Origin of the sequence: Kitasatospora sp. NRRL B-11411 (assembly GCF_000721345.1) — a bacterium.
GTDB classification, from domain to species: domain Bacteria; phylum Actinomycetota; class Actinomycetes; order Streptomycetales; family Streptomycetaceae; genus Kitasatospora; species Kitasatospora cineracea.
In genome coordinates this window covers 36,613-56,755 of record NZ_JOGH01000010.1, presented here as the reverse complement: position 1 = coordinate 56,755, position 20,143 = coordinate 36,613, and the positions used below count along the sequence as shown (strand labels likewise).

Annotated in this window: 20 protein-coding genes; 8 read left to right on the top strand and 12 right to left on the bottom strand. The window is 74.6% G+C overall.

Annotation, left to right across the window (positions count from 1 at the left end):
* Nucleotides 1-265: 265 nt before the first annotated feature.
* From IH44_RS0107235 to IH44_RS0107225, 3 genes are all read left to right on the top strand, one after another.
* The gene (locus tag IH44_RS0107235; protein WP_030458579.1) at nucleotides 266-895 is read left to right on the top strand and encodes an ankyrin repeat domain-containing protein; all 630 of its coding nucleotides are present in this window, start codon (nucleotides 266-268) and stop codon (nucleotides 893-895) included.
* The gene (locus IH44_RS0107230; protein ID WP_030458578.1) at nucleotides 892-2,049 is read left to right on the top strand and encodes a hypothetical protein; all 1,158 of its coding nucleotides are present in this window, start codon (nucleotides 892-894) and stop codon (nucleotides 2,047-2,049) included. Before IH44_RS0107235 ends, IH44_RS0107230 begins: the two co-directional genes overlap by 4 nt.
* 88 nt (nucleotides 2,050-2,137) lie before the next feature.
* Entirely contained in the window at nucleotides 2,138-3,031 is an 894-nt protein-coding gene (locus IH44_RS0107225; RefSeq protein ID WP_030458577.1) for a 1-aminocyclopropane-1-carboxylate deaminase/D-cysteine desulfhydrase, read from the top strand.
* Nucleotides 3,032-3,061: 30 nt separating this feature from the next.
* On the opposite strand, the gene IH44_RS0107220 is transcribed toward IH44_RS0107225, so the two are convergent.
* Both IH44_RS0107220 and IH44_RS0107215 read right to left on the bottom strand, forming a co-directional pair.
* Nucleotides 3,062-4,675 (bottom strand): LCP family protein, encoded by a 1,614-nt coding sequence (locus IH44_RS0107220; RefSeq protein WP_030458576.1) that lies wholly within the window; start codon nucleotides 4,673-4,675, stop codon nucleotides 3,062-3,064.
* Nucleotides 4,676-4,848: 173 nt separating this feature from the next.
* Nucleotides 4,849-5,340, bottom strand: a complete 492-nt coding sequence (locus IH44_RS0107215) for a MarR family winged helix-turn-helix transcriptional regulator (RefSeq protein ID WP_030458575.1) — start codon at nucleotides 5,338-5,340, stop codon at nucleotides 4,849-4,851.
* A gap of 91 nt (nucleotides 5,341-5,431) precedes the next feature.
* Here IH44_RS0107215 and IH44_RS0107210 point away from each other — a divergent pair, with 91 nt between their 5' ends.
* Nucleotides 5,432-6,454: an NADP-dependent oxidoreductase gene (locus IH44_RS0107210; protein ID WP_030458574.1), complete on the top strand. Its 1,023-nt coding sequence runs from the start codon at nucleotides 5,432-5,434 to the stop codon at nucleotides 6,452-6,454.
* A 276-nt stretch (nucleotides 6,455-6,730) separates the two neighbouring features.
* On the top strand, nucleotides 6,731-7,225 hold the full coding sequence (locus IH44_RS0107205) for a DUF3145 domain-containing protein (protein WP_030458573.1): 495 nt from the start codon (nucleotides 6,731-6,733) through the stop codon (nucleotides 7,223-7,225).
* A gap of 56 nt (nucleotides 7,226-7,281) precedes the next feature.
* Here IH44_RS0107205 and fabF read toward each other — a convergent pair whose 3' ends face one another.
* The 5 genes from fabF to IH44_RS0107180 form a co-directional block, all read right to left on the bottom strand.
* Nucleotides 7,282-8,550 carry a beta-ketoacyl-ACP synthase II gene (fabF, locus tag IH44_RS0107200; protein WP_030458572.1) on the bottom strand — a complete coding sequence of 423 codons (1,269 nt, stop codon included), beginning with the start codon at nucleotides 8,548-8,550 and terminating at the stop codon, nucleotides 7,282-7,284.
* A 105-nt stretch (nucleotides 8,551-8,655) separates the two neighbouring features.
* The gene (locus IH44_RS0107195; RefSeq protein ID WP_014135627.1) at nucleotides 8,656-8,898 is read right to left on the bottom strand and encodes an acyl carrier protein; all 243 of its coding nucleotides are present in this window, start codon (nucleotides 8,896-8,898) and stop codon (nucleotides 8,656-8,658) included.
* 82 nt (nucleotides 8,899-8,980) lie between these two features.
* Complete coding sequence (locus IH44_RS0107190) at nucleotides 8,981-10,009, bottom strand: beta-ketoacyl-ACP synthase III (RefSeq protein ID WP_030458571.1); 1,029 nt, start codon at nucleotides 10,007-10,009, stop codon at nucleotides 8,981-8,983.
* Complete coding sequence (locus IH44_RS0107185) at nucleotides 10,006-10,944, bottom strand: ACP S-malonyltransferase (protein ID WP_030458570.1); 939 nt, start codon at nucleotides 10,942-10,944, stop codon at nucleotides 10,006-10,008. The genes IH44_RS0107190 and IH44_RS0107185 overlap by 4 nt, the downstream gene beginning before the upstream one ends.
* Before the next feature lie 90 nt (nucleotides 10,945-11,034).
* Complete coding sequence (locus IH44_RS0107180) at nucleotides 11,035-12,231, bottom strand: CdaR family transcriptional regulator (RefSeq protein ID WP_051816642.1); 1,197 nt, start codon at nucleotides 12,229-12,231, stop codon at nucleotides 11,035-11,037.
* A gap of 247 nt (nucleotides 12,232-12,478) precedes the next feature.
* On the opposite strand from IH44_RS0107180, the gene IH44_RS0107175 reads away from it, so the two are divergent.
* Nucleotides 12,479-13,309, top strand: a complete 831-nt coding sequence (locus IH44_RS0107175) for a pirin family protein (protein ID WP_232794851.1) — start codon at nucleotides 12,479-12,481, stop codon at nucleotides 13,307-13,309.
* A gap of 206 nt (nucleotides 13,310-13,515) precedes the next feature.
* On the opposite strand, the gene IH44_RS0107170 is transcribed toward IH44_RS0107175, so the two are convergent.
* Nucleotides 13,516-14,346, bottom strand: coding sequence for a serine hydrolase (locus IH44_RS0107170; protein WP_030458567.1), 831 nt, complete (start codon nucleotides 14,344-14,346; stop codon nucleotides 13,516-13,518).
* A gap of 114 nt (nucleotides 14,347-14,460) precedes the next feature.
* Here IH44_RS0107170 and IH44_RS0107165 point away from each other — a divergent pair, with 114 nt between their 5' ends.
* Together IH44_RS0107165 and IH44_RS0107160 are read left to right on the top strand one after the other, a co-directional pair.
* Nucleotides 14,461-14,961, top strand: a complete 501-nt coding sequence (locus IH44_RS0107165; RefSeq protein WP_081966773.1) for a MerR family transcriptional regulator — start codon at nucleotides 14,461-14,463, stop codon at nucleotides 14,959-14,961.
* Nucleotides 14,958-15,971, top strand: a complete 1,014-nt coding sequence (locus IH44_RS0107160; protein ID WP_030458565.1) for an aldo/keto reductase — start codon at nucleotides 14,958-14,960, stop codon at nucleotides 15,969-15,971. Before IH44_RS0107165 ends, IH44_RS0107160 begins: the two co-directional genes overlap by 4 nt.
* Before the next feature lie 22 nt (nucleotides 15,972-15,993).
* Here the strand turns inward: IH44_RS0107160 and IH44_RS0107155 are convergent, their stop codons facing one another.
* The 4 genes from IH44_RS0107155 to IH44_RS0107140 form a co-directional block, all read right to left on the bottom strand.
* Nucleotides 15,994-17,184, bottom strand: coding sequence for an alpha/beta hydrolase (locus tag IH44_RS0107155; protein WP_030458564.1), 1,191 nt, complete (start codon nucleotides 17,182-17,184; stop codon nucleotides 15,994-15,996).
* A 143-nt stretch (nucleotides 17,185-17,327) separates the two neighbouring features.
* A complete protein-coding gene (locus tag IH44_RS0107150; RefSeq protein WP_030458563.1) occupies nucleotides 17,328-17,663 on the bottom strand; it encodes an MmcQ/YjbR family DNA-binding protein in 336 nt (111 codons plus the stop codon).
* A 40-nt stretch (nucleotides 17,664-17,703) separates the two neighbouring features.
* Nucleotides 17,704-18,927, bottom strand: a complete 1,224-nt coding sequence (locus IH44_RS0107145; RefSeq protein WP_030458562.1) for an acyltransferase — start codon at nucleotides 18,925-18,927, stop codon at nucleotides 17,704-17,706.
* Nucleotides 18,928-18,964: 37 nt separating this feature from the next.
* The gene (locus IH44_RS0107140; RefSeq protein ID WP_030458561.1) at nucleotides 18,965-20,086 is read right to left on the bottom strand and encodes an alpha/beta hydrolase; all 1,122 of its coding nucleotides are present in this window, start codon (nucleotides 20,084-20,086) and stop codon (nucleotides 18,965-18,967) included.
* Nucleotides 20,087-20,143 lie beyond the last annotated feature (57 nt).

The following is a 20,143-nucleotide window of genomic DNA, read 5'->3' as shown; positions in this document are numbered from 1 at the left end:
CGGCGGCGGGCCGGGGAACGGGCCTGGCTGCGGGAACGCGGCCGGGGGCGGTCGCGCATCGACCGATCGGATGATGCCGGGGTCCACCGGAACGCTCGCCAGGACTGGCCGGTTCGCCGACGAAGCACGGCCGGGGGCGGGGCCACCATGGAGGCAGGACACCGAACTTGCCCGCCGCACCGTCGCACCGCCGCCCCCGCCCGTCGCCCCGCAACTGTTGAGGCATTCCGTGCTGTACCTGCCGTCCCTCAGGAGGAGGACCGTGATGACCGCCAACGACCGACGCCTGCTCACCGCCGCGCACACCGGCGACCTCGACGCCGCCCGGGCCGCCCTGGCGGAGGGCGCCAACGTGGAGGCCCGCGATCCGGACGGGCGGACGGCGCTGCTGCTGGCCGCGCTCGCCGACCGGGTGCCCGTCGCCGAACTCCTGGTCGCCGCCGGGGCGGACCCGGACGCGCAGGACGCGCGGGAGGACAGCCCCTGGCTGGTCACCGGCGTCACCGGCAGCGTGCCGATGATGCGCGCCCTGCTCCCCGCCGGGCCGGACTTCGGGCTGACCAACCGGTTCGGCGGAGTGAGCCTGATCCCCGCCGCCGAACGCGGCCACGTCGGCTACGTGCGGGCCGTGCTCGCGGAGACCGACATCGACGTCGACCACGTCAACCGGCTGGGCTGGACGGCCCTGCTGGAGGCCGTGATCCTCGGCGACGGCGGCCGCGCGCACGCCGAGGTCGTCCGGTTGCTGCTCGCCGCGGGCGCCTCCCCGCGGCTGGCCGACGCCGAGGGCGTGACCCCGCTGCAGCACGCCGAGCGGCGCGGCTTCGAAGCCCTCGCCGCCCTGCTCCGCGAAGCCGAGGACCGGACCGGACACGAGGGCGGAGGCCCCCGGTGACCGCCCGCCGCAGGCGCACCGGCCCGCTGCTGCTGGTGGCCGCACCGGTGCTGGCCGTGCTGCTGGCCGGCTGCGCCGACCCGGACGGCGACGGTGCGGCCGGAGCCCCGGCCGCGCCCCGTCCGACGGCAGCCGCCCCGGCAGCCCCGGCCGCGCCGGCCCCGGAAGCCGCCGCGGAACCCACCCCGGCCGGGACGCTGCTGGTGGCCGACTTCGGGGCCGACACCGCGACGTTCGTCGACCCGGCGCGCGGCGCGATCGGCTCGGTGCGGGTCGGCACGGCGCCGTACGCGGTGGCGGTCGGGCCGGACGGGCACGCCTGGGTGAGCACCGCGGAGGGCGTCGCCGAGATCGACACCCGGGCCCGCACCCTGGTCCGGAGCATCCCGTACCGGACGCGGACCGGGCCGGCGGGCACCGGCGAGTACCGGGGCGGCGGCATGGGCCTGGCCCTGTCGCCCGACGGCACCCGGCTGTACGTCGGCGTGAACGTACCGGGGGGCAACGGCGTGCTGGAGGTCGTCGACACCGCGAAGGGCGAGGTCACCGGGGTGGCCCCGGTCGGCCGGCGGCCCTTCGACGTCGACGTCTCGCGGGACGGACGGGAGGTCTACGCGACCGGCCACGACTCCTTCGACGTGACGGTGGTCGCGGCGGACGGCCTGGCCACCCGGCGGATCCAGGTCGCCCCCTACGGCACGGAGGGCGGCCTCGGCTCCTGGCTGAAGCCGCACTACACGGCGGTCCGGCCGAGCGACGGCAAGCTGCTGCTGCCCTTCGAGGGCGAGCGCCTCGCCGTGGTCGACCCGGCCACCGGCCGGGTGGAGATCGAACCGATGACCGCCGACACCCACCAGCACGGCGCCACCGTCGCCCCGGACGGACGGCTGCTGGTGGTCGGCTCCGGCCCGATCACCGGCGACGACCGGGGCCCCAGCCTGACGGTCCGCAACCCCGACGGCACCGAACGGGTCTACCCGCTCGGCATCCCGCACGAGAACGTGGCCCTCTCCGCGGACGGGCGGACGGCCTACGTCACCGGCGGCTTCACCCGGGACGGCTACTGGGACGGCATCACCCTGGTCGACCTCGACACCGGCACCACCCACCGCCTGGAGGCCGGCCACCGACCACTGGGGGTGGCGGTGCTCTGACGACCAGGCCAGACCGGGCCGGGCCAGGCCAGGCGAGCCCGGGCCAGGCCCGGCGGGGCGGGCGGCGGGCAGGCCCTAGGGTGGGCGGATGCTTCCTGCCGCCGCGCTGCCCACGCCGTTGACGCCGGTCGACGACCCGGAGTTCGCCGCTGCGGGTGCGGAGCTGTGGCTGAAGCGGGACGACCTGGCGCACCCGAGCGTGCCCGGCAACAAGTGGCGCAAGCTCGCGCCGAACCTGGAGCGGGCGGTGGCGGACGGCGCCCGGGGGCTGCTCACCTACGGCGGGGCGTACTCCACGCACGTGCGGGCGGTGGCGGCTGCCGCCCGGGGGCTCGGGCTGGCCAGCACCGGCGTGATCCGCGGGGCGGAGCTCGCCGGGCAGCCGCGCAACTGGTCGCTGGCCCGGGCCGAACGGGACGGAATGGTGCTGGAGTTCGTCGAGCGCTCCGCCTACCGGGCGCTGGCGGGCGGCGGGCAGGAGCGGCGGGCCGGGTACTACGTGCTGCCGGAGGGCGGCTCCAACGGCCTGGCGGTGCGCGGCGCCGCGGTGATCGCGGCGGAACTCGCCGACGCCCTCCCGGACTTCGGCCCCCGGGACGTGGTGTGCTGCCCGGTCGGCACCGGCGGCACCCTGGCCGGGATCGCGGCGGGCCTGCCGGCCGGCCCGCGAGCGCTCGGCGTGGCGGTCCTCCGCGGCGAGGGCTACCTGGAGGCCGAGGTGACGGCCCTGCACCGGGCCGGCTACGGTCGGGAGTTCCCCAACTGGCAGCTGGTGCACGGCTGGCACGGCGGCGGCTACGGCCGGGTGCCGCCGGAGCTGGAACGATTCGCCTCGTGGTTCGGGACGGCGTACGGAGTGCCGGTGGAGCGCCGGTACGTGGCGAAGGCGCTGTGGGCGGTGTACGGCCTGCTGCGGGCGGGCGAGTTGCGGGGGCTCCGGGTGACGGTGGTGGTGACGGGGCTGCCCGACCCGGTGGGCTGAGACCCCCGGTCGTGGACCGGGGGCGGGTGGTCAGCCGAAGTTGAGGTCGCTGCAGAGGTCGGCGTCGGCGGGGCGGGTGTTGCCGGTGATGCCGGACGGGATGGCGGAGGGCAGGGCGCCGGGGGAGGCGCTGCCGAGGCCCGCGGTGTCGTCCTGGGCGGTGCCGTCGGGCAGGCCGGGGGTGTCGGCGCGGTCCTGGCCGAGGGTGAGCACGATGCTGTCGGTGGCGGTGCTGCGGAGTTCGGCGCCGGGGTAGAGCTGGGCGAGGTGTTCGGCGGCGGCGCGCTGGGAGGGGGCGTACTCGATCAGGGTGGTGCGGCGGGCCGGGGTGTTGGCGCCGATGGTGATGTCGGTGTAGCCGTTGCCGCGCAGCGCGAGCGCGGTGCGGCCGGCCAGCCCGGCCGTCTTGGCGGCGTTGTGCACGGTGACGGGCACGTCCAGCGTCGCCGCGCCGCCCGGATCGGCCGTCGCACTCGCCGTTGCGGTCGCGGTGGCGGTGGCCGTCGCGGAGGGCGAGGCGCCGGGGCCCGGTTCGAGGCCCGGGCTCGCGCCCGCCCCCGGGCTCGCACTCGCACTCGCCGCCGGGTTCGCGCTCGCGCTCGCGTTGCCGGTGGGGTGGCCGTCGAGGGTGCGGTCCTGGCGCAGCAGGTTCCACAGGATGCTCGCGTCGGGTTCGACCACGGCGACCCGGGCGCCCTGGAAGCGCCAGGGGAGGGTGACGAACTGGATGTCGGAGAGCTGGATGTCCTGGAGGGACTGGGCGAACTCGGCGAGCTTGTAGGGGGAGCCGAGTTCGGGGTCGACGGTGAGCGACCTGGTGGCGGCGTCGGCCAGCGGCAGCAGGGTGGTCAGGTCGAAGCCCCTGCCCTGCACCTTCTTGATCAGCGAGGACATGAAGGCCTGTTGGCGGAGCATCCGGCCGATGTCGGAGCTGTCGCCGAGGCCGTGCCGCGCCCGGACGTAGTCCACGGCCTGCTGCCCGGAGACGGTCTGCCGGCCCTTGGTGAGGTGGATCCCGTACGAGTCCACGTCGTTGGGGACGCAGACGTCGACGCCGCCGACGGCGCTGGTGATGGCGGCGAAGCCCTTGAAGTCGACCACCAGGGTGTGGTCGACCCGCAGGCCGGTCAGCGCCTCGACGGTGTTCTGCGTGCAGGCCGGGTTGCCGGCCTTGAACTCGCCGATGGTGAAGGCGGAGTTGAACATCTGGTTGGTCCGGCTCTGGCTCCACTTGCCGCTGGGCAGCAGGCAGGGCGGGATGGTGACCAGGGTGTCGCGGGGTATCGACACACCGACGGCGTGCTTGTGATCGGCGTAGACGTGCAGCAGGATCGCGGTGTCGGAGTGGCCCACGCCCTCGTCGCCGCCGCCCAGCGAGCTGTTGCCGTCGTCGCGGGTGTCGGAGCCGAGCAGCAGGACGTTGACGGGGCGTCCGCCGGTGGGCGCGGGAGTGGCGACCGGGGGGCGGCTGGAGGCGATGCCCTCGGGCGCGAAGGTCGTGATGTTGTGGTCGAGCCGCTGGTAGTACCAGGCTCCGGTGCCGGCTGCGGCGACGACGAGTGCGGCGGCGGTGGCTCCCAGGCCCCGGGCTATTCGGCGGCCGCGGGAGCGGTTCGGGGCGGCCTTCTGCTTGGCGTCGGTCATCGGTCGGCGGTCTCTCTGCGCGCAGCGGCAACTGGTGCCCGAGGGCAGGCACTCGGCTGATCCGCCGCACTGCGGATCGGCACTCGTCACTACTTGGACGGTTCGGCGGACGGAATGGTTACACGCGAACCATCTTTTTCGAGAGTTTTTTCGAGCCGGTGGAACCGGGCAGGTCAGCGGCCCTGTTCGGGGGCCGGGGGAGTGCCGGTGGAGTCGAGCATCCGCCGCAGCAGGTCGCGCAGTTGGGCGCGCTCGTCGCCTTCGAGGGCGGCCAGCGGTTCGCGGGCGAAGTTCAGCGACTCGCGCAGTTCGGCGGAGGCGGAGCGGCCGGAGTCGGTGGCGACCACCAGCTTGACCCGGCGGTCCTGCGGGTCGGACTCCCGGGTGACGAAGCCGCGCCCCTCCAGCCGGTCGACGATGCCGGTGATGTTGGACGGCTCGCAGGAGAGGGTCTGGGCGATGTGCCGCATCGGCATCGGCCCGCGCCGGAGCAGGGCCAGCACCTTGGCCTGGGCGCCGGTGAGCGAGCGGGCGGCCGCGGCCTCCTCGTACTCGCGGTGGAAGAGGCCGACCAGGCGCGCCATCAGGTCGACGACCTCCAGCGTGATCGGGTCGGCGGTCGGTACCCGCTCCTCCGTCATGGCCTGCTCCTCCCGCTGTTCCATGCGTTCGAGTCTAGCTGAACATTTGACAACGTGAACCTTTCATCCTCACGATTGCTTTAGTCGATGAATATTTCACTCTGAGGAGTATGTGATGGCAGAGCAGCACGCCCTCCCCGCCACCGGCCGCGAGTGGCACCTGGCCGCGCGCCCGCAGGGCTGGCCCGTCCCCGCGGACTTCGCCCTGGTCGAGGCGCCGGTCCGGCAGCCCGGCCCCGGCGAGATCACGGTGCGCAACGCCTACCTCTCGGTCGACCCCTACATGCGCGGCCGGATGAACGACGTGAAGTCCTACGTCCCGCCGTACGCGCTGGGCGCGCCGATGGACGGCGGGGCGGTCGGGTACGTGGTGGCCTCCGCGGCGGAGGGCTTCGCGGTCGGCGACGCCGTGCTGCACGGGCTGGGCTGGCGCGAGTACGCGACGCTGGACGCCGCGCACGCCGTCAAGGTCGACCCGGAGCTCGCCCCGCTCTCCGCCTACCTGGGTGTGCTGGGGATGCCCGGGCTGACCGCGTACGCCGGGCTGCTGGAGGTCGCCTCGTTCAAGGAGGGCGACACCGTCTTCGTCTCCGGCGCGGCCGGCGCGGTCGGCTCGCTGGTCGGGCAGATCGCCCGGCTCAAGGGCGCGAAGCGGGTCATCGGATCGGCCGGCTCCGCCGAGAAGGTCGCCACCCTGGTCGAGGAGTACGGCTTCGACGCCGCGTTCGACTACAAGGCCGGCCCGGTCGCCGAGCAGCTCGCCGCGGCCGCCCCCGAGGGCATCGACGTGTACTTCGACAACGTCGGCGGCGAGCACCTGGAGGCCGCGATCGGCGCGCTCAACGTGCACGGCCGGGTCACCCTGTGCGGCGCCATCGCCCAGTACAACGACACCTCCGCCCCGGCCGGGCCGCGCAACCTGGCGCTCGCCATCGGCAAGCGGCTGCGCCTGCAGGGCATGATCGTCGGCGACCACGCCGCGCTGCGCGGGCAGTTCGCCGCCGAGGTCGGCGGCTGGCTGCGCAGCGGCGAGCTGCGCTCCGACGAGACCGTGGTCGAGGGCGTGGAGAACGCCGTCGACGCCTTCATCGGCATGCTGCGCGGCGCCAACACCGGGAAGATGGTGGTCGCGGTCTGACGCCGCGTCGCCTGTCGGACCGTCAGCACGCCCCCGCCGGAGCGCGATCCGCGGCGGGGGCGCACGCGTGCGGCCGTTCGGGGGAGGTGGGGGCCGTGAGGGTAGACCTCTCGGGCGAACCGACTAGCATGGGGTGAAAGCTTGTCCGTTTTGCTCGATTTGATGACCTAATGTCGAATAAGTTGAGCTCCCCGGGGTAGCCACTGATCAGGACCCACCGGCGACGGAGCGAGGCAGCTGGGGAAGGCGACCCTCGTCCACAGCCAGGAGGTCCCGGTGACGACACGTGGTGTGCTCTACATCCACTCCGCGCCCCGCGCGCTGTGCCCGCACGTCGAGTGGGCGGTCGCGGGAGTGCTCGGGGTGCGGATCAACCTCGACTGGATCAGGCAGCCCGCCGCGCCCGGGCACTGGCGGTCCGAACTCTCCTGGCAGGGGGAGCCCGGCGCCGCCTCCAAGCTCGCCTCCGCGCTGCGCGGCTGGCAGCTGCTGCGGTACGAGGTGACCAGCGAGCCCTGCGCCACGGCGGAGGGCGAGCGGTACTCCTCCACGCCCGCGCTCGGCATCTTCCACGCCGTCACCGGCATCCACGGCGACATCCTGATCCCCGAGGACCGGCTGCGCGCCGTGCTGCTGCGGGCCCGCAACGAGGGCGGCGACCTGGAGTCGGAGATCGCCAAGCTGCTCGGCAAGCCCTGGGACGACGAGCTGGAGCCGTTCCGGTACGCGGGCGAGGGCGCGCCGGTGCGCTGGCTGCACCAGGTGGTGTGAACGCGTGAGGGGGGTGCGGGGGCCGGGCCCCCGCACCCCCCTCACGGGCGCTCGCGTCAGACGGTGCGGAAGGCCAGCACCACGTTGTGGCCGCCGAAGCCGAAGGAGTTGTTGAGGGCGGCGATCCGGCCCTCGACCGGCAGCTTGCGGGCCTCGTCGCGGACGATGTCGGCGTCGATGTCGTCGTCCAGGTCGACCACGTTGACCGTGGGCGGGGCGATCCGGTTGTACAGGGCCAGCACGGTGGCGACGGTCTCGATGCCGCCGGCGCCGCCCAGCAGGTGGCCGGTCATCGACTTGGTGGCGGAGATCGCCACGTGGTCGAGGTGCTCGCCCAGGGTGCGGCGCAGCGCCTTGATCTCGGCGGTGTCGCCCTGCGGGGTCGAGGTGGCGTGCGCGTTGACGTGCACGACCTCCGACTTGTCCAGCTCGTTGCGGGCGAACAGGTCGTCGATGGCGCGGGCCACGCCGGCGCCGGTCGGCTCGGGCTGGGCGATGTGGTGGGCGTCCGAGGACAGGCCCTGGCCGATGGCCTCGCAGTAGACCCGGGCGCCGCGGGCGGCCGCGTGCTCGGCGGACTCCAGCACGATCACGCCCGCGCCCTCGCCGAGCACGAAGCCGTCGCGGGCCTTGTCGTACGGGCGGGAGGCGTGCTGCGGGTCCTCGTTGTTCTTGGACATCGCCATCATGTTGGAGAAGGCGACGATCGGCAGCGGGTGGACCGCGGCCTCGGTGCCGCCGGCCACGACCACGTCGGCGCGGCCGGTGCGGATCATCTCGATCGCGTAGCCGATCGCCTCGGCGCCGGAGGCGCAGGCGGAGACGGGGGTGTGCACGCCCGCGCGGGCGCCGACCTCCAGGCCGACGTTGGCCGCCGGGGAGTTGGGCATCAGCATCGGGACGGTGTGCGGGGAGACCTTGCGGACGCCCTGCTCCTTGAGCACGTCGTACTGGTCGAGCAGGGTGGTGACGCCGCCGATGCCGGAGGCGATGACCGCGCCCAGGCGCTCGGGGGCCAGCTCGTTGGAGTCGTCGGTGGCGGGCGCCTGGTAGCCGGCGTCCTTCCAGGCCTCGCGGGCGGCGATCAGCGCGAACTGGGCCGAGCGGTCCAGCTTGCGGGCCAGCGGGCGGGGCAGGATCTCGCCGGGCTCGACGGCCACCCGGGCGGCGATCCGGACCGGCAGGTCGGCCGCCCACTCCTCGGTGAGGGCACGCACGCCGGACTTGCCGGACAGCAGGCCCTCCCAGAAAGTGGCGGCGTCGCCGCCCAGCGGCGTGAAGGCGCCGATACCCGTGACGACCACGGTGCGGTTTTCAGCAGTCACTGGTTTCTTCTTCTCTCACATCTGCGGGGAGGACCGGGGGACCGGCGGGAAAGGGGGCCGGTCGGGGCGCGACCCGCGCGCCCCGACCGGGAGCCTGACGGCAGGTCAGACGTTGGCGACGATGAAGTCCACCGCGTCGCCGACGGTCTTGAGGTTCTTGACCTCGTCGTCCGGGATCTTCGCGCCGAAGCGCTCCTCGGCGGCGACGACGACCTCGACCATGGACAGCGAGTCGACGTCCAGGTCATCGGTGAAGGACTTGTCGAGCGCGACGTCCTCGGTGGGGATGCCGGCGATCTCGTTCACGATCTCGGCGAGACCTTCGAGAACCTCTTCGCGGGTAGCCATATCGGCTGCTCCTTCTCGGTGTTGACAGCGTGCGGTCCGGCGGACCGACGCGGGTTTCCAGGGGTGGGGCGGGGAAGAACGCCTAGGGGAGCGTAACGACCGCGGCCGCGTAGACCAGACCGGCACCGAAGCCGATGATCAGCGCCAGGTCGCCGCTCTTGGCCTCGCCGCGCTCCAGCATCCGCTCCATGGCGAGCGGAATGGAGGCGGCGGAGGTGTTGCCGGTCTCCGCGATGTCGCGGGCCACCGGGACGTTGGGGGGCAGGTCCAGCTTCTTGACCATCGCGTCGATGATCCGCATGTTGGCCTGGTGCGGGATGAACGCGCCGAGCTGGTCGGCGGTGATCCCGGCGGCCTCCAGGGCCTGCTCGGCGACCTTCGCCATGTCGTACACCGCCCAGCGGAAGACCGTCTGGCCCTCCATCCGCAGGGCCGGCCACTTGATCTCCTCGCCCGCGCCGTTGACGGCGTCCGGCTTGGCGAACGCGGTGTCCCAGGCCTGGGTCTGCGAGATCACGTCGGCCTGCGAGCCGTCCGAGCCCCAGATCACCCGGCCGATGCCGGGGGTGTCGGAGGGCCCGACGATCGCGGCGCCCGCGCCGTCGCCGAAGATGAACGCGGTCGACCGGTCGGTGACGTCGGTCAGGTCGGACAGCCGCTCCACGCCGATCACCAGCACGTACTCGGCGCTGCCGCCGCGCACCATGCCGTCGGCCAGGCTCAGGCCGTAGCCGAAGCCCGCGCAGGCGGCCGAGATGTCGAACGCCGGGGCGGTGCCGCAGCCGAGCCGCTGGGCGATCTCGGTGGCGATCGCCGGGGTCTGCTTCAGGTGCGAGACGGTGGCGACGATCACGCCGCCGATCTGCTCCGGGCGGATGCCGGCCATCGCCACGGCCTTGCCGGCGGCCTGCACCGACATCTCGGCGACGCTCTCCTCCGGCCCGGCCCAGCGGCGCTCGGCGATCCCGGACCGGGTGCGGATCCACTCGTCCGAGGAGTCGATCCAGTTCAGCACCTCGGAGTTGGGGATCACCCGGGTCGGCCGGTAGCCGCCCACGCCGTGGATGCGGGAGTACTGGGCGCCGGTGGCCGGCCTGATGGTTGCGCTCATGCGCTCTTCTCCTGGTTGCCGTGCTCGGCCACGAGTTCGCGGGCCTTGTCGAGATCGGCGGGGGTCTTCAGGGCCAGCGTGGCGACACCCTTGACGTTGCGCTTGACCAGGTTGGTGAGGGTTCCGGCGGGGGACAGCTCGATCACGGCGGTCGCGCCGAGCTGCTGCAGGGTCTCCATGCACAGGTCCCAGCGGACCGGGTTGGAGACCTGCGAGACCAGGCGGGCGAGCACCTCGGCGCCGGAACCGACCACCTCGCCGTCCTTGTTCGACAGGTACGCGACGGCCGGGTCCGCGGTGGTCAGGGTCGGGGCCAGCTTCTCCAGCCGCTCCACGCCCGGGGCCATGTGCGCGGTGTGGAACGCGCCCGCGACCTTCAGCGGGATCAGCCGCGCGCCGGCCGGCGGGTCCGCCTTCAGCGCGGCCAGCTGCTCCAGCGTGCCGGCCGCGACGATCTGGCCGCCGCCGTTGTTGTTCGCCGGGGTCACGCCGTGTTCGGCGAGCTTCGCGGCGACCGCCTCCGGGTCGCCGCCGAGCACCGCGGTCATGCCGGTCGCGGTCTGCGCCGCGGCCTGCGCCATGCCCAGGCTGCGCTCGCGGACGAAGCCCAGCGCGTCCTGCTCGGACAGCACTCCGGCCAGCGCCGCGGCGGTGATCTCGCCGACGCTGTGGCCGGCGACCGCGCCGACCTGCCCGGCGAAGCCCTGCGGGAACAGCGCCGCGGCGGTCACCAGGCCGGCCGCCACCAGCAGCGGCTGGGCGACGGCAGTGTCCTTGATCTCCTCCTCGGAGGCCTCGGTACCGGCGTGCACCAGGTCGAGGCCGGCCGTCGCCGACCACTGGCGGAGCCGGTCGGCGGCGCCGTCCAGTTCGAGCCAGGGGTTGAGGAAGCCGGGAGTCTGGGCACCCTGTCCAGGGGCGACGATAACAAGCACGGTTCAACCCTCTCTCGCCGGACGCCCGGGGGCGGGTAGGCGACGATGACGAAGAAAAGCACGTCAGCTTGTGGATTCCCTACAGTTCGCTCAGCCCTGGTCGGACCCGGAACCGAGACGCCCCAGAGCAAGGGCGATGCGCAGGGTGAATGCCGAACGTACGTCTGATGGAGCATAGCCGGTGACATCTGTCACACGACGCAGCCGGTAGCGCACGGTGTTCGGGTGGACGAAGAGCATCCGGGCCGCGCCCTCCAGGGAGGACGCCTGCTCCAGATAGACACTCAGCGTCTCCAGGAGTGCCGAGCCGGCCTCCTCCAGGGGTGTGTAGATCTCCTCCACCAGCTGACGGCGCGCCACCTCGTCGCCGGCCAGCGCCCGTTCCGGCAGCAGGTCGTCCGCCAGCACCGGGCGGGGCGCGTCCGGCCAGGCCGCGCACGCCTTCAGGCCCTGCGCGGCGGCGTGCGCCGAGCGGGTCGCCGACAGCAGGTCGCCGACCGTCGGACCGACCACCACCGGGCCCGGCGCGAACTGACCGATCAGCGCCCGGGCCGCGTGCACCGGCTCCTTGTCACCGCCGACCACCACCACCAGGCGGCGGCCCAACACACCCGTCAGGACGTGCAGTTTCGCGTACCGGGCGGCCCGTCGGATCGCCTCCACCACCAGCTCGCTGTCCCCGTCCGGGGCGCTGCCCATCACCACCCGCACCTGGCTCGGCTGCCCCCAGCCCAGCGCCGCCGCCCGGGACAGCACGCCCTCGTCGGCGTCCCCGGACAGCAGCGAGTTCACCACCAGCGCCTCCAGCCGGGCGTCCCACGCACCGCGCGCCTCGGCGGCCTGCGCGTACACCTGGGCGGTGGCGAAGGCGATCTCCCGGGCGTAGACCAGCACCGATTCGCGCATCCCCGCCTCGTCGCCGGGCGCGGCCACCTCCCCGATGGCCTCCTCCATCACCTCGATGGTGGTGCGGATCAGCTCCACGGTCTGCCGCAGCGTGATCGCCCGGGTCAACTCCCGCGGCGCGGTGCCGAACACGTCCGTGGAGATCGCCTGCGGCGCCTCCGGGTGCCGGTACCACTCGGTGAACGCCGCGATGCCCGCCTGCGCCACCAGACCGATCCACGAGCGATGCTCCGGCGGCATCCGGCGGTACCACGCCAACTGGTCGTCCATCCGGGCGATCGCCGCGGACGCCAGCTTCCCCGCCGACTTCTCCAGCCGCTTCAGCGTGGCCGCCCGCAACTCCGCCCGCTCGGCGGCCAGTCGGCGCTCCTCGGCCGTCATCCGCCCCCGCCCCGGCACCCCGGCCGGGCGCGCGGACGCGGCGGAGCGCCGGGCCGGCTTCTTCTCCGGGGCCTTCTCGGCGGACCGCTCCGGGGAGGAGCGCTCACCGGAGGACCGGTCGGCGGGCTTGTCGGGTTTCGCTGAAGCGGATGGCACGGCACTAGCCTGCCTCACCCCGACGGGTGCTCGTGCACGCCGGGCCCGATGTCGTCCGGTGGCACCCGTCACACCGGCTACCGTGGTGCCCGTGAGCGTGGATTCTTCGCCCCAGGACGGGCAGGCATTCGAACCCCTCGAACCGGCGTCCGGACCCGTCCGGAAAGAACGCGGCCGGGCCGACCTGCGGCGCGCCGCCGAGCGCTACCTGTCGGAACCCGCCGAAGGCATCACCACCCGGCACGCCTTCTCCTTCGCCGGCCACTACGACCCGAAGAACACCTCCTTCGGCGCGCTGCTCGCCTGCAACGAGGAGACGCTCGCCCCCGGCGCCGGGTACGAGGCGCACCGGCACAGCGACACCGAGATCGTCACCTGGGTGGTGTCGGGCGCCCTCGCCCACCGCGACGACGCCGGCCACGCCAGCGTGGTCCGGCGCGGCACCGTCCAGGTGCAGTCCACCGGGACGGGCATCAGCCACACCGAACGCAACCCCGGCGGCGCCACCGAACCGGTCACCTTCGTCCAGATGTGGCTCCAGCCCGATCAGTACGGCGCCGCCCCCGGCTTCGGACTCGCCCCCGTCCCCGACGGCGACGGCCTCACCCTGCTCGCCTCCGGACGGGACGCCGACGCGGACCGGGCCCTGCGACTGCGCCGCGGCGACGCCGCGCTCTGGCTGGTCCGGACCCCGGCCTGGATGCCGCTGCCCGAACTCCCCGCCGCCCCCTACCGCTACGTCCACGTGGTGGCCGGCTCGGTCGGCTACCGCACCGTCCCCGGCCCGCAGGGCGGCGGCCGCTCGGCCGGGCCCGGCGACTCCGTCCGCATCACCGGCGACGCGTTCGCCGACCCGACGGCGGGGGAGGACGGCGTCGAACTGCTGCTCTGGGAGATGCGCACGCCTGTGCAGTTCGGCTGAGAGCTGCTGCGCGAGCGGGATGGTGCACACAGGGGCGCGGGGAACTGCGCGCAGCGGAGGAGCACGTCGGCAAGGTCGCGGAGCGGGCGGCGAGTTGATGCCGCTTCGCGGTCTTGCGGTGGGTGCCCGGCCGGTCGCGCAGTTCCCCGCGCCCCTGGCTTCGCAACGTCTGGCGCAGCAGTTCTCCCCGCGCTCCTGGCTCCGCGCTATGCCGTTTCGGCGAGGACCGCGTCGCTGAGCCGGGGCCAGACCTCGGCGGCCCAGGGGCCGAAGTCGCGGTCGGTGAGGGCGAGGCAGGCGAGGCCGGCGGTGGGGTCGACCCAGAGGAAGGTGCCGGACTGGCCGAAGTGGCCGAAGGTGGCGGGGGAGTTGGCGGTGCCGGTCCAGTGCGGGGTCTTGTGGTCGCGGATCTCGAAGCCGAGGCCCCAGTCGTTGGGGCGGCGGTGGCCGAAGCCGGGCAGGACGCCGCTGGTGCCGGGGAAGGCGACCTCGCGGGTGGCCGCGTGCACGGTGGCCGGGTCGAGGAGTTCGGGGGACTGCAGTTCGGCGGCGAAGCGGGCGAGGTCGGCGGCGGTGGACAGGCCGCCGGCGCCGGCGGGGGCGCGGTGGGCGGTGTTGATCAGGGTGGCGTGCATGCCGAGCGGCTGGAAGACGGCCTCGGCCGCGTACTGGGCGAACGGGATGCCGGAGGCGCTCTCCAGGGCGGCCGCCAGCACGTCGAACCCGGCGTTGGAGTAGAGCCGCCGGTTGCCGGGCTCGGCCATCACCCGGTGCTCGTCGAAGGCCAGGCCGGAGGTGTGCGCGAGCAGGTGGCGGACGGTGGAGCCGTCGGGGCCGGCGGGGTCGTCGAGTTCGAAGACGCCCTCCTCGACGGCGACCAGGGCGGCGTACGCGCTGAGCAGCTTGGTCACCGAGGCGAGCGGGAACAGCTGTTCCTGCGGGCCGTGCGCGCCGAGCAGCGCGCCGTCGCTCCCGCGGACCACCGCCGCCGCGGCGTGGGGTACCGGCCAGTCCTCGATCATCCGCAAGCTCTGCATGGGCGGAACTCTAAACGACGGCACCCGGTGCCGGGCGGACGTGTGTCAGGCTTGCTTGGAGTGCGCTCCAACTCAGTAGCGTCGTTGTCGTCGCCGAAGACGGGGGTCGAGAACATGGCAGGGTCCGAGCAGCGGGCAGTGGGGTCGACGGGGTGCGAGGAGGCGTTCCGGCAGCCGAGCTCCGCACCGGACCTGACGCCGCGGCACGGCATCAGCGAGGTGTCCGCGATCAGCGGGCTGACCGCGCACACGCTGCGCTGGTACGAGCGGATCGGCCTGCTGGAGCCGGTGGACCGCTCGCACGCCGGGCAGCGCCGGTACACCGACGCGGACCTGGCCCGGCTGGCGTTCCTGACCAAGCTGCGGCTGACCGGCATGCCGGTGGCCGACATGGTGCGGTACGTCGAGCTGGTCCGGGCCGGGGACGGCACCCGGGACGAGCGCCGGGAGCTGCTGGTGGCGCACCGCGCGGAGGTGCGCCGGCGGATGGCCGACCTGCGGGCCACGCTCGCCGTGATCGACATGAAGATCGACCACTACGGCGCATCCGGGCTCCCGGTCGGCGGCGACGAGGAAACACCGAACCACTGTGGACAGGACAGGAAGAGCGCATGAGCAGCATCGAGACCACCCGGCTCGGCACCGACGGCCCGATCGTGGGTGTGCAGGGGCTGGGCTGCATGGGCATGAGCGAGTTCTACGGCCCGACCGACACGGACGAGGCGCTGGCCACCCTGGAACGGGCGCTTGAGCTGGGCGTGACGCTGTTCGACACCGCGGACGTCTACGGCCTGGGCGCCAACGAGGAGCTGGTCGGCCCGTTCGTCCGGGCGCACCGGGACCGGGTGGTGCTGGCCACCAAGTTCGCCATCGAGCGGCGCGCCGACGACCAGCACTACCGGGGCATCAACAACGACCCGGCGTACATCCGCACGGCGGTGGACGCCTCGCTGCGCCGCCTCGGCCTGGACGTGATCGACCTCTACTACATGCACCGCCGCGACCCGCAGGTGCCGCTGGCCGAGTCGGTGGGCGCGATGGGCGAGCTGGTCGCGGCCGGCAAGGTCCGGTACCTGGGGCTGTCCGAGGTGACCGGGCCGGAGCTGCGCGAGGCGCACGCGGTGCACCCGATCGCGGCGCTGCAGTCCGAGTGGTCGATCTTCGCCCGGGGCGTGGAGCGCAGCGCGGTGCCGGCCGCGGCCGAGCTGGGCGTGGCGCTGGTGCCGTACTCGCCGCTCGGCCGGGGCTTCCTGACCGGGGCGTTCGCCGACGCCGGGCAGCTGGCCGACGGCGACTTCCGGCGCCACCTGCCGCAGTTCACCGGCGACAACGCGGCCGGGAACGCCGAACTGGTCGCCCCGATCCGGCGGATCGCCGAGCAGCGCGGGGCGACGGCCGCCCAGGTCGCGCTGGCCTGGCTGCAGCAGCGCGCCGAGGTGCACGGCCTGACCGCGGTGGTGCCGATCCCCGGCACCCGCAAGCGCAGCCGGCTGGAGGAGAACCTGGGCGGGACCAGGCTGGTGCTGACCGCGGAGGAGCTGGCCGAGCTGGAGCCGATCGCCGGGCGGGTGGCCGGCCGGCGCTACGCCGACATGAGCTCCACCGCGGACGCCCGCGAGGTCTGACGGGGCGTCGGCTGCCGGTCCGTCAGCCCTGGGTCTCGGACGGGCCGGTGACGTCCCCGTAGTGGCCGAGCGCGATGGCGGCGAAGTTGTGCCGGCTCTCGGTGCCCTCGGCCAGGTAGCCGGTGTGGCCGTTGGCGCCCAGCGAGGAGATCGACACCGCGCCGAAGGCGTGGGTGGTCGGGTCGGCGCCGTGGCCCAGGCCGCCGACCTCCAGGTAGGGGACGTTCCCGATCCAGTCGCCGGGGTTGCGGGCCGCCCAGACCTGGACGCCGCTGCCCAGCTCGGCCGCCGAGTCGACGCCCATCCCGGGGCTGCCGAACGCCACCACGTCGGTGGGCTGGGCGGCGTGCAGCGTCGGCGCGGTGGTGCCGCACACCACCGAGCCGTACGAGTGGCACAGCAGGGCGGGCGGCGCCTCGGGGTGGGCGGTCTGCTCGAGGCCGCCGAGCAGCCGGTGCAGCCGGGGCGCGGCGGCGTCCGCCAGCCGGGAGGTGACCGCGTCCGGGCCGAGGCCCTGCGGGGTGACGTAGCCGGTCCAGGCGACCACCGCGGTGCGGGTGCCGGGCGACTGGGCGTGCTCCTCGGCGTACAGCGCGCGGGCCATGCCGGCGGGGGAGCGCAGCGGGTCGCCGCTCTGGTCGAAGTGGCCGAGGTCGGCGTCCGAGCCGGGCACCAGGACGGCGATCCGCTGGGCGGTGGCCAGGTCGCCCCAGACCTCGGTGACCAGCCCGCGGCCGCGCGGGTCGAAGGCGAGGATCTGCCGGCCCTCGCCGAGCAGCCGCTCCGAGTCGTTGGCGCGGGAGAGGGACAGCGCGCGGGTGGTGGCGTCCAGGGTGGTGTCCGCGGCGCGCTGCCGGGCCCGGTCCCGTTCGGCGGTGAGCGCCACCCGGTTGGCGCGGTAGCGGACCTCGGGCGGGGCCCCGTCCAGGTTGCCGACCACCAGCGGGTACTCGGCGACCAGCCGGTCCAGTTCGGCGGGCTTGAGCCCGGCGAAGAACGCGGCGACGGCGGCCGGGGTGGCGGTGGCCGGGTCCGGCAGGTCGTGGCCGAAGGAGCGGTCGGCGACCCAGGCGGAGCTGCCCGCGGGCGGGGTGGTGATGGCCAGCTGCTCGTTGGAGGCGGCGGCCTGCGCGGCGGCGGCTCCGGCGTCCACCAGGGCCGCGCAGCCGGCGAACACGCCGATCAGGATCCGCTTCACCCGCCTGCGCTGCATGGCGTCCACTCCCTCGGGCCGTACCTCGCGGCGGGACGGGCCCGACGGTGCAGTGACTTCCGACTACTAGTCAGCCAGAGTAGAGGTCGACCGACGCTGGAGGCAGGGAGCAAACAGTGTTCCCCGTCACATTCGCCCGTACGCTACCCCTCGTACTCCTTCACCACCCGTTTCGGTGCGACCGATCGCCAGGCGTCGGTGAGCAGTTCGCGCAGTTCCTCCGGGTCGACCCCGGCCAGCCGCACCCGCACCCAGCCGAACCGGCCGGTGTACGGGGCCACCGAGTACACCCCGGGGGCGGCGGCGATCAGTTCGGCCTGTTCCGCCGGGGCGGCCTTCACCGAGACCTCCCCCGACCCGGGGCGGCCCATGGCGAAGATCTTCCGCCCGACCCGCAGCGTCACCTGCTCCCAGGTCTCCTCCTGGTGGGTCTGCGGCAGCGCCAGGGCCAGCGCGGTCAGTTCGTCGAAGGTCGCCATGGCCGCAGGGTACGTCCCGGCACCGACAGTTGACGCGGTGTCAGACCGCGCCCAGCGCGTACACCGCGAACAGCGCCGCGCCCGCGCCCGCCACCGCCCGCCAGGCCCGGGACGGCCACGGGGCGTCGAAGCGCCGGGCCCAGCGGCCGATCAGCGCCAGCACCGCGCCGAACACCGGCAGCCAGGCCAGCCGGGCCAGCGCCCAGGCCGCCGAGTCCGGGGCGGTGGTCAGGCCGGGCAGCGCGCCCAGCCGGGAGCCCGCCAGCGCGGTCAGGAACATCGCGGTCTGGTGCCAGCAGAAGATCGTCATCGCGCCCAGGTTGACCACCACCACCGGCAGCCACAGCAGCGGCCGGCGCAGCGCCCGGCCCAGCCGGTCCTTCAGCAGCACCGCCGCACCGCCCTGCACCGAGGCCAGCGCCAGCACCAGCAGGGACGGCGGGTGCGAGTTGGTGCGGGCCGCGCCCGGCACGCCCACCATGCTCGCCGGGTAGTGGAACACCACCAGCAGCACCGCGAACAGCGCCGCCCCGCCGACCGCCAGCAGCTTCGCCCCGGCCCGGGTCAGCCGCCCGTGCGCCCAGTCCACGCCCAGCTGGTAGGCGAACAGCCAGCCCGGCAGCAGGTTCAGCAGGCCCAGCCAGCCCGGCACCGCGGCGCCCCACGGCCCGTACCGCAGCAGGTCCACCAGCGCGACCGCCGCCATCAGCACCGCCGCGCCCCAGCCCCGGAAGCGGGCGCCGAACCGGACGCACAGCGGGGTCAGCGCCGTCAGCACCAGGTACACGGCGATGTACCAGAGCGGCTGCACCATCAGCACCGCCCCGGTCCGCACCGTCCCGGCCGGCACGCCCAGCGCGCGCAGCACCGGGATCAGCGCCGCCCACACCGCCGCCACCCCCAGCACCGGGCGCGCCAGCCGCAGCACCCGGCCGCGCAGCCACGCCCCGGTGCGCACCCCGCGCCCGGCCGCCCGGCGCAGCGACAGGGCCGAGGCGCGGCCGCCCACCAGGAAGAACACGCCCAGCAGTTGCAGCACCCAGCTCAGCGGCGCCATCGAGGGCAGCGCGCCCAGCGGGCTGGCGTTGTGCAGCACCCCGTCGGGGGAGTCGAACCCGCCGAGCATCCAGTGCCCGAGCGGGACGGACAGCAGGGCCAGCGCGCGCAGCCCGTCCAGGGCGCGGTCGCGGGTGGCGGGGGTCTTCGCGTCGATCTTCGCGGCGGTCCGCACGGCGGAGCGGCGCAGGGTGGTCACGGGCGGCATCGAAAGTCTCCTCGAACGGCCGACGGGCGGCGTCACGTCAGGCGGCGGCGGTGGTGGTGGCGGTGAGGGCGAGGGCGGCGAAGGCCGCGAGGGAGGCCGAGCCGGGCGCGAAGTAGTCGCTGTGCCCGTGCGAGCCGGTGGACGGCAGCACCCGGGCGCCGAAGCCGCCCGAGGTCGGGTCGGCGCCGTGGCCGAAGCCGAGCAGCGAGACGTTCGGCACGTCGCCGATCCAGTCCTCGGCGTTGCGGCGCACCGCCCACACCGGCACCCGCAGCTCGTCCGCGCGCTCCAACCCCATCCCCGGCGAGGCCACCGCCACCAGCCCGGCCACCCGGGCCGGGTCCGGCGCGGACCGCCCGCACACCACCGACCCGTACGAGTGGCAGAACAGCTCCACCGGCCCGGTCACCGGCGCCAGCCCCGCCACCAGCCGGTCCAGCCGGGCGGCGCCGGCCCGGGCCAGCTCCTCCCGGGCCGCGTCCAGCCCGAGGCCGACCGGCGTGGTGTAGCCCACCCAGGCCACCACCGCGACCCGGTCGCCGCTCGCGGCGCGCAGCGCCCGGGCCATCCCGGCGAGCGACCGGTGGCCGGTGGCGGCCTCCCGGTCGTAGTCGGACAGGTCGACGTCCGAGCCCGGCACCAGGACGGCCGTCCGCTCGTCGTGCTCCACGTCCCCGAACACCTCGGCGACCTGGCCCCGGCCGCGCGGGTCGAAGGCGAGCAGCCGGTGCCCGGCCAGCTCGGCGTAGTGGTCGGCCCGCGCGGCGGCCGCCGCGCGCTCGGCGCGGGGCAGCGCGGCGTCCCCGGCCCGGGCCCGCTGGCGGTCCCGCTCCGCCTCGACGGCCAGCGCGTTGGCCCGCAGCCGCAGCGCGACCGGCGCGCCGTCCAGGTTCCCGACCAGCTGCGGGTGGCGCACCGCGAGGGCCTCGCGCCGCTCCGGCGGCAGGCCGGCGAAGAACGCGGCGACCTCGGCCGGCGAGGAGGCCACCGGATCGGGCAGCCGCACCCCCAGCGAGGTGTCCGCCGCCCAGGCCGCCGCGCCCGGCGGCGGCCCCGTCAACGGGGTCTGCGCGTCGGCCGACGCCCACGACCCCACTCCCAGCACCGCCGCGAGCACCAACCCGGCCACGGCCGTCCCCCGACGCAGACGCGACAGCATCCGCTCCTCCTCCTGTTCGGCAACGAGGAGGAAGGTAGGGACGGGGCGGCTGAGCGG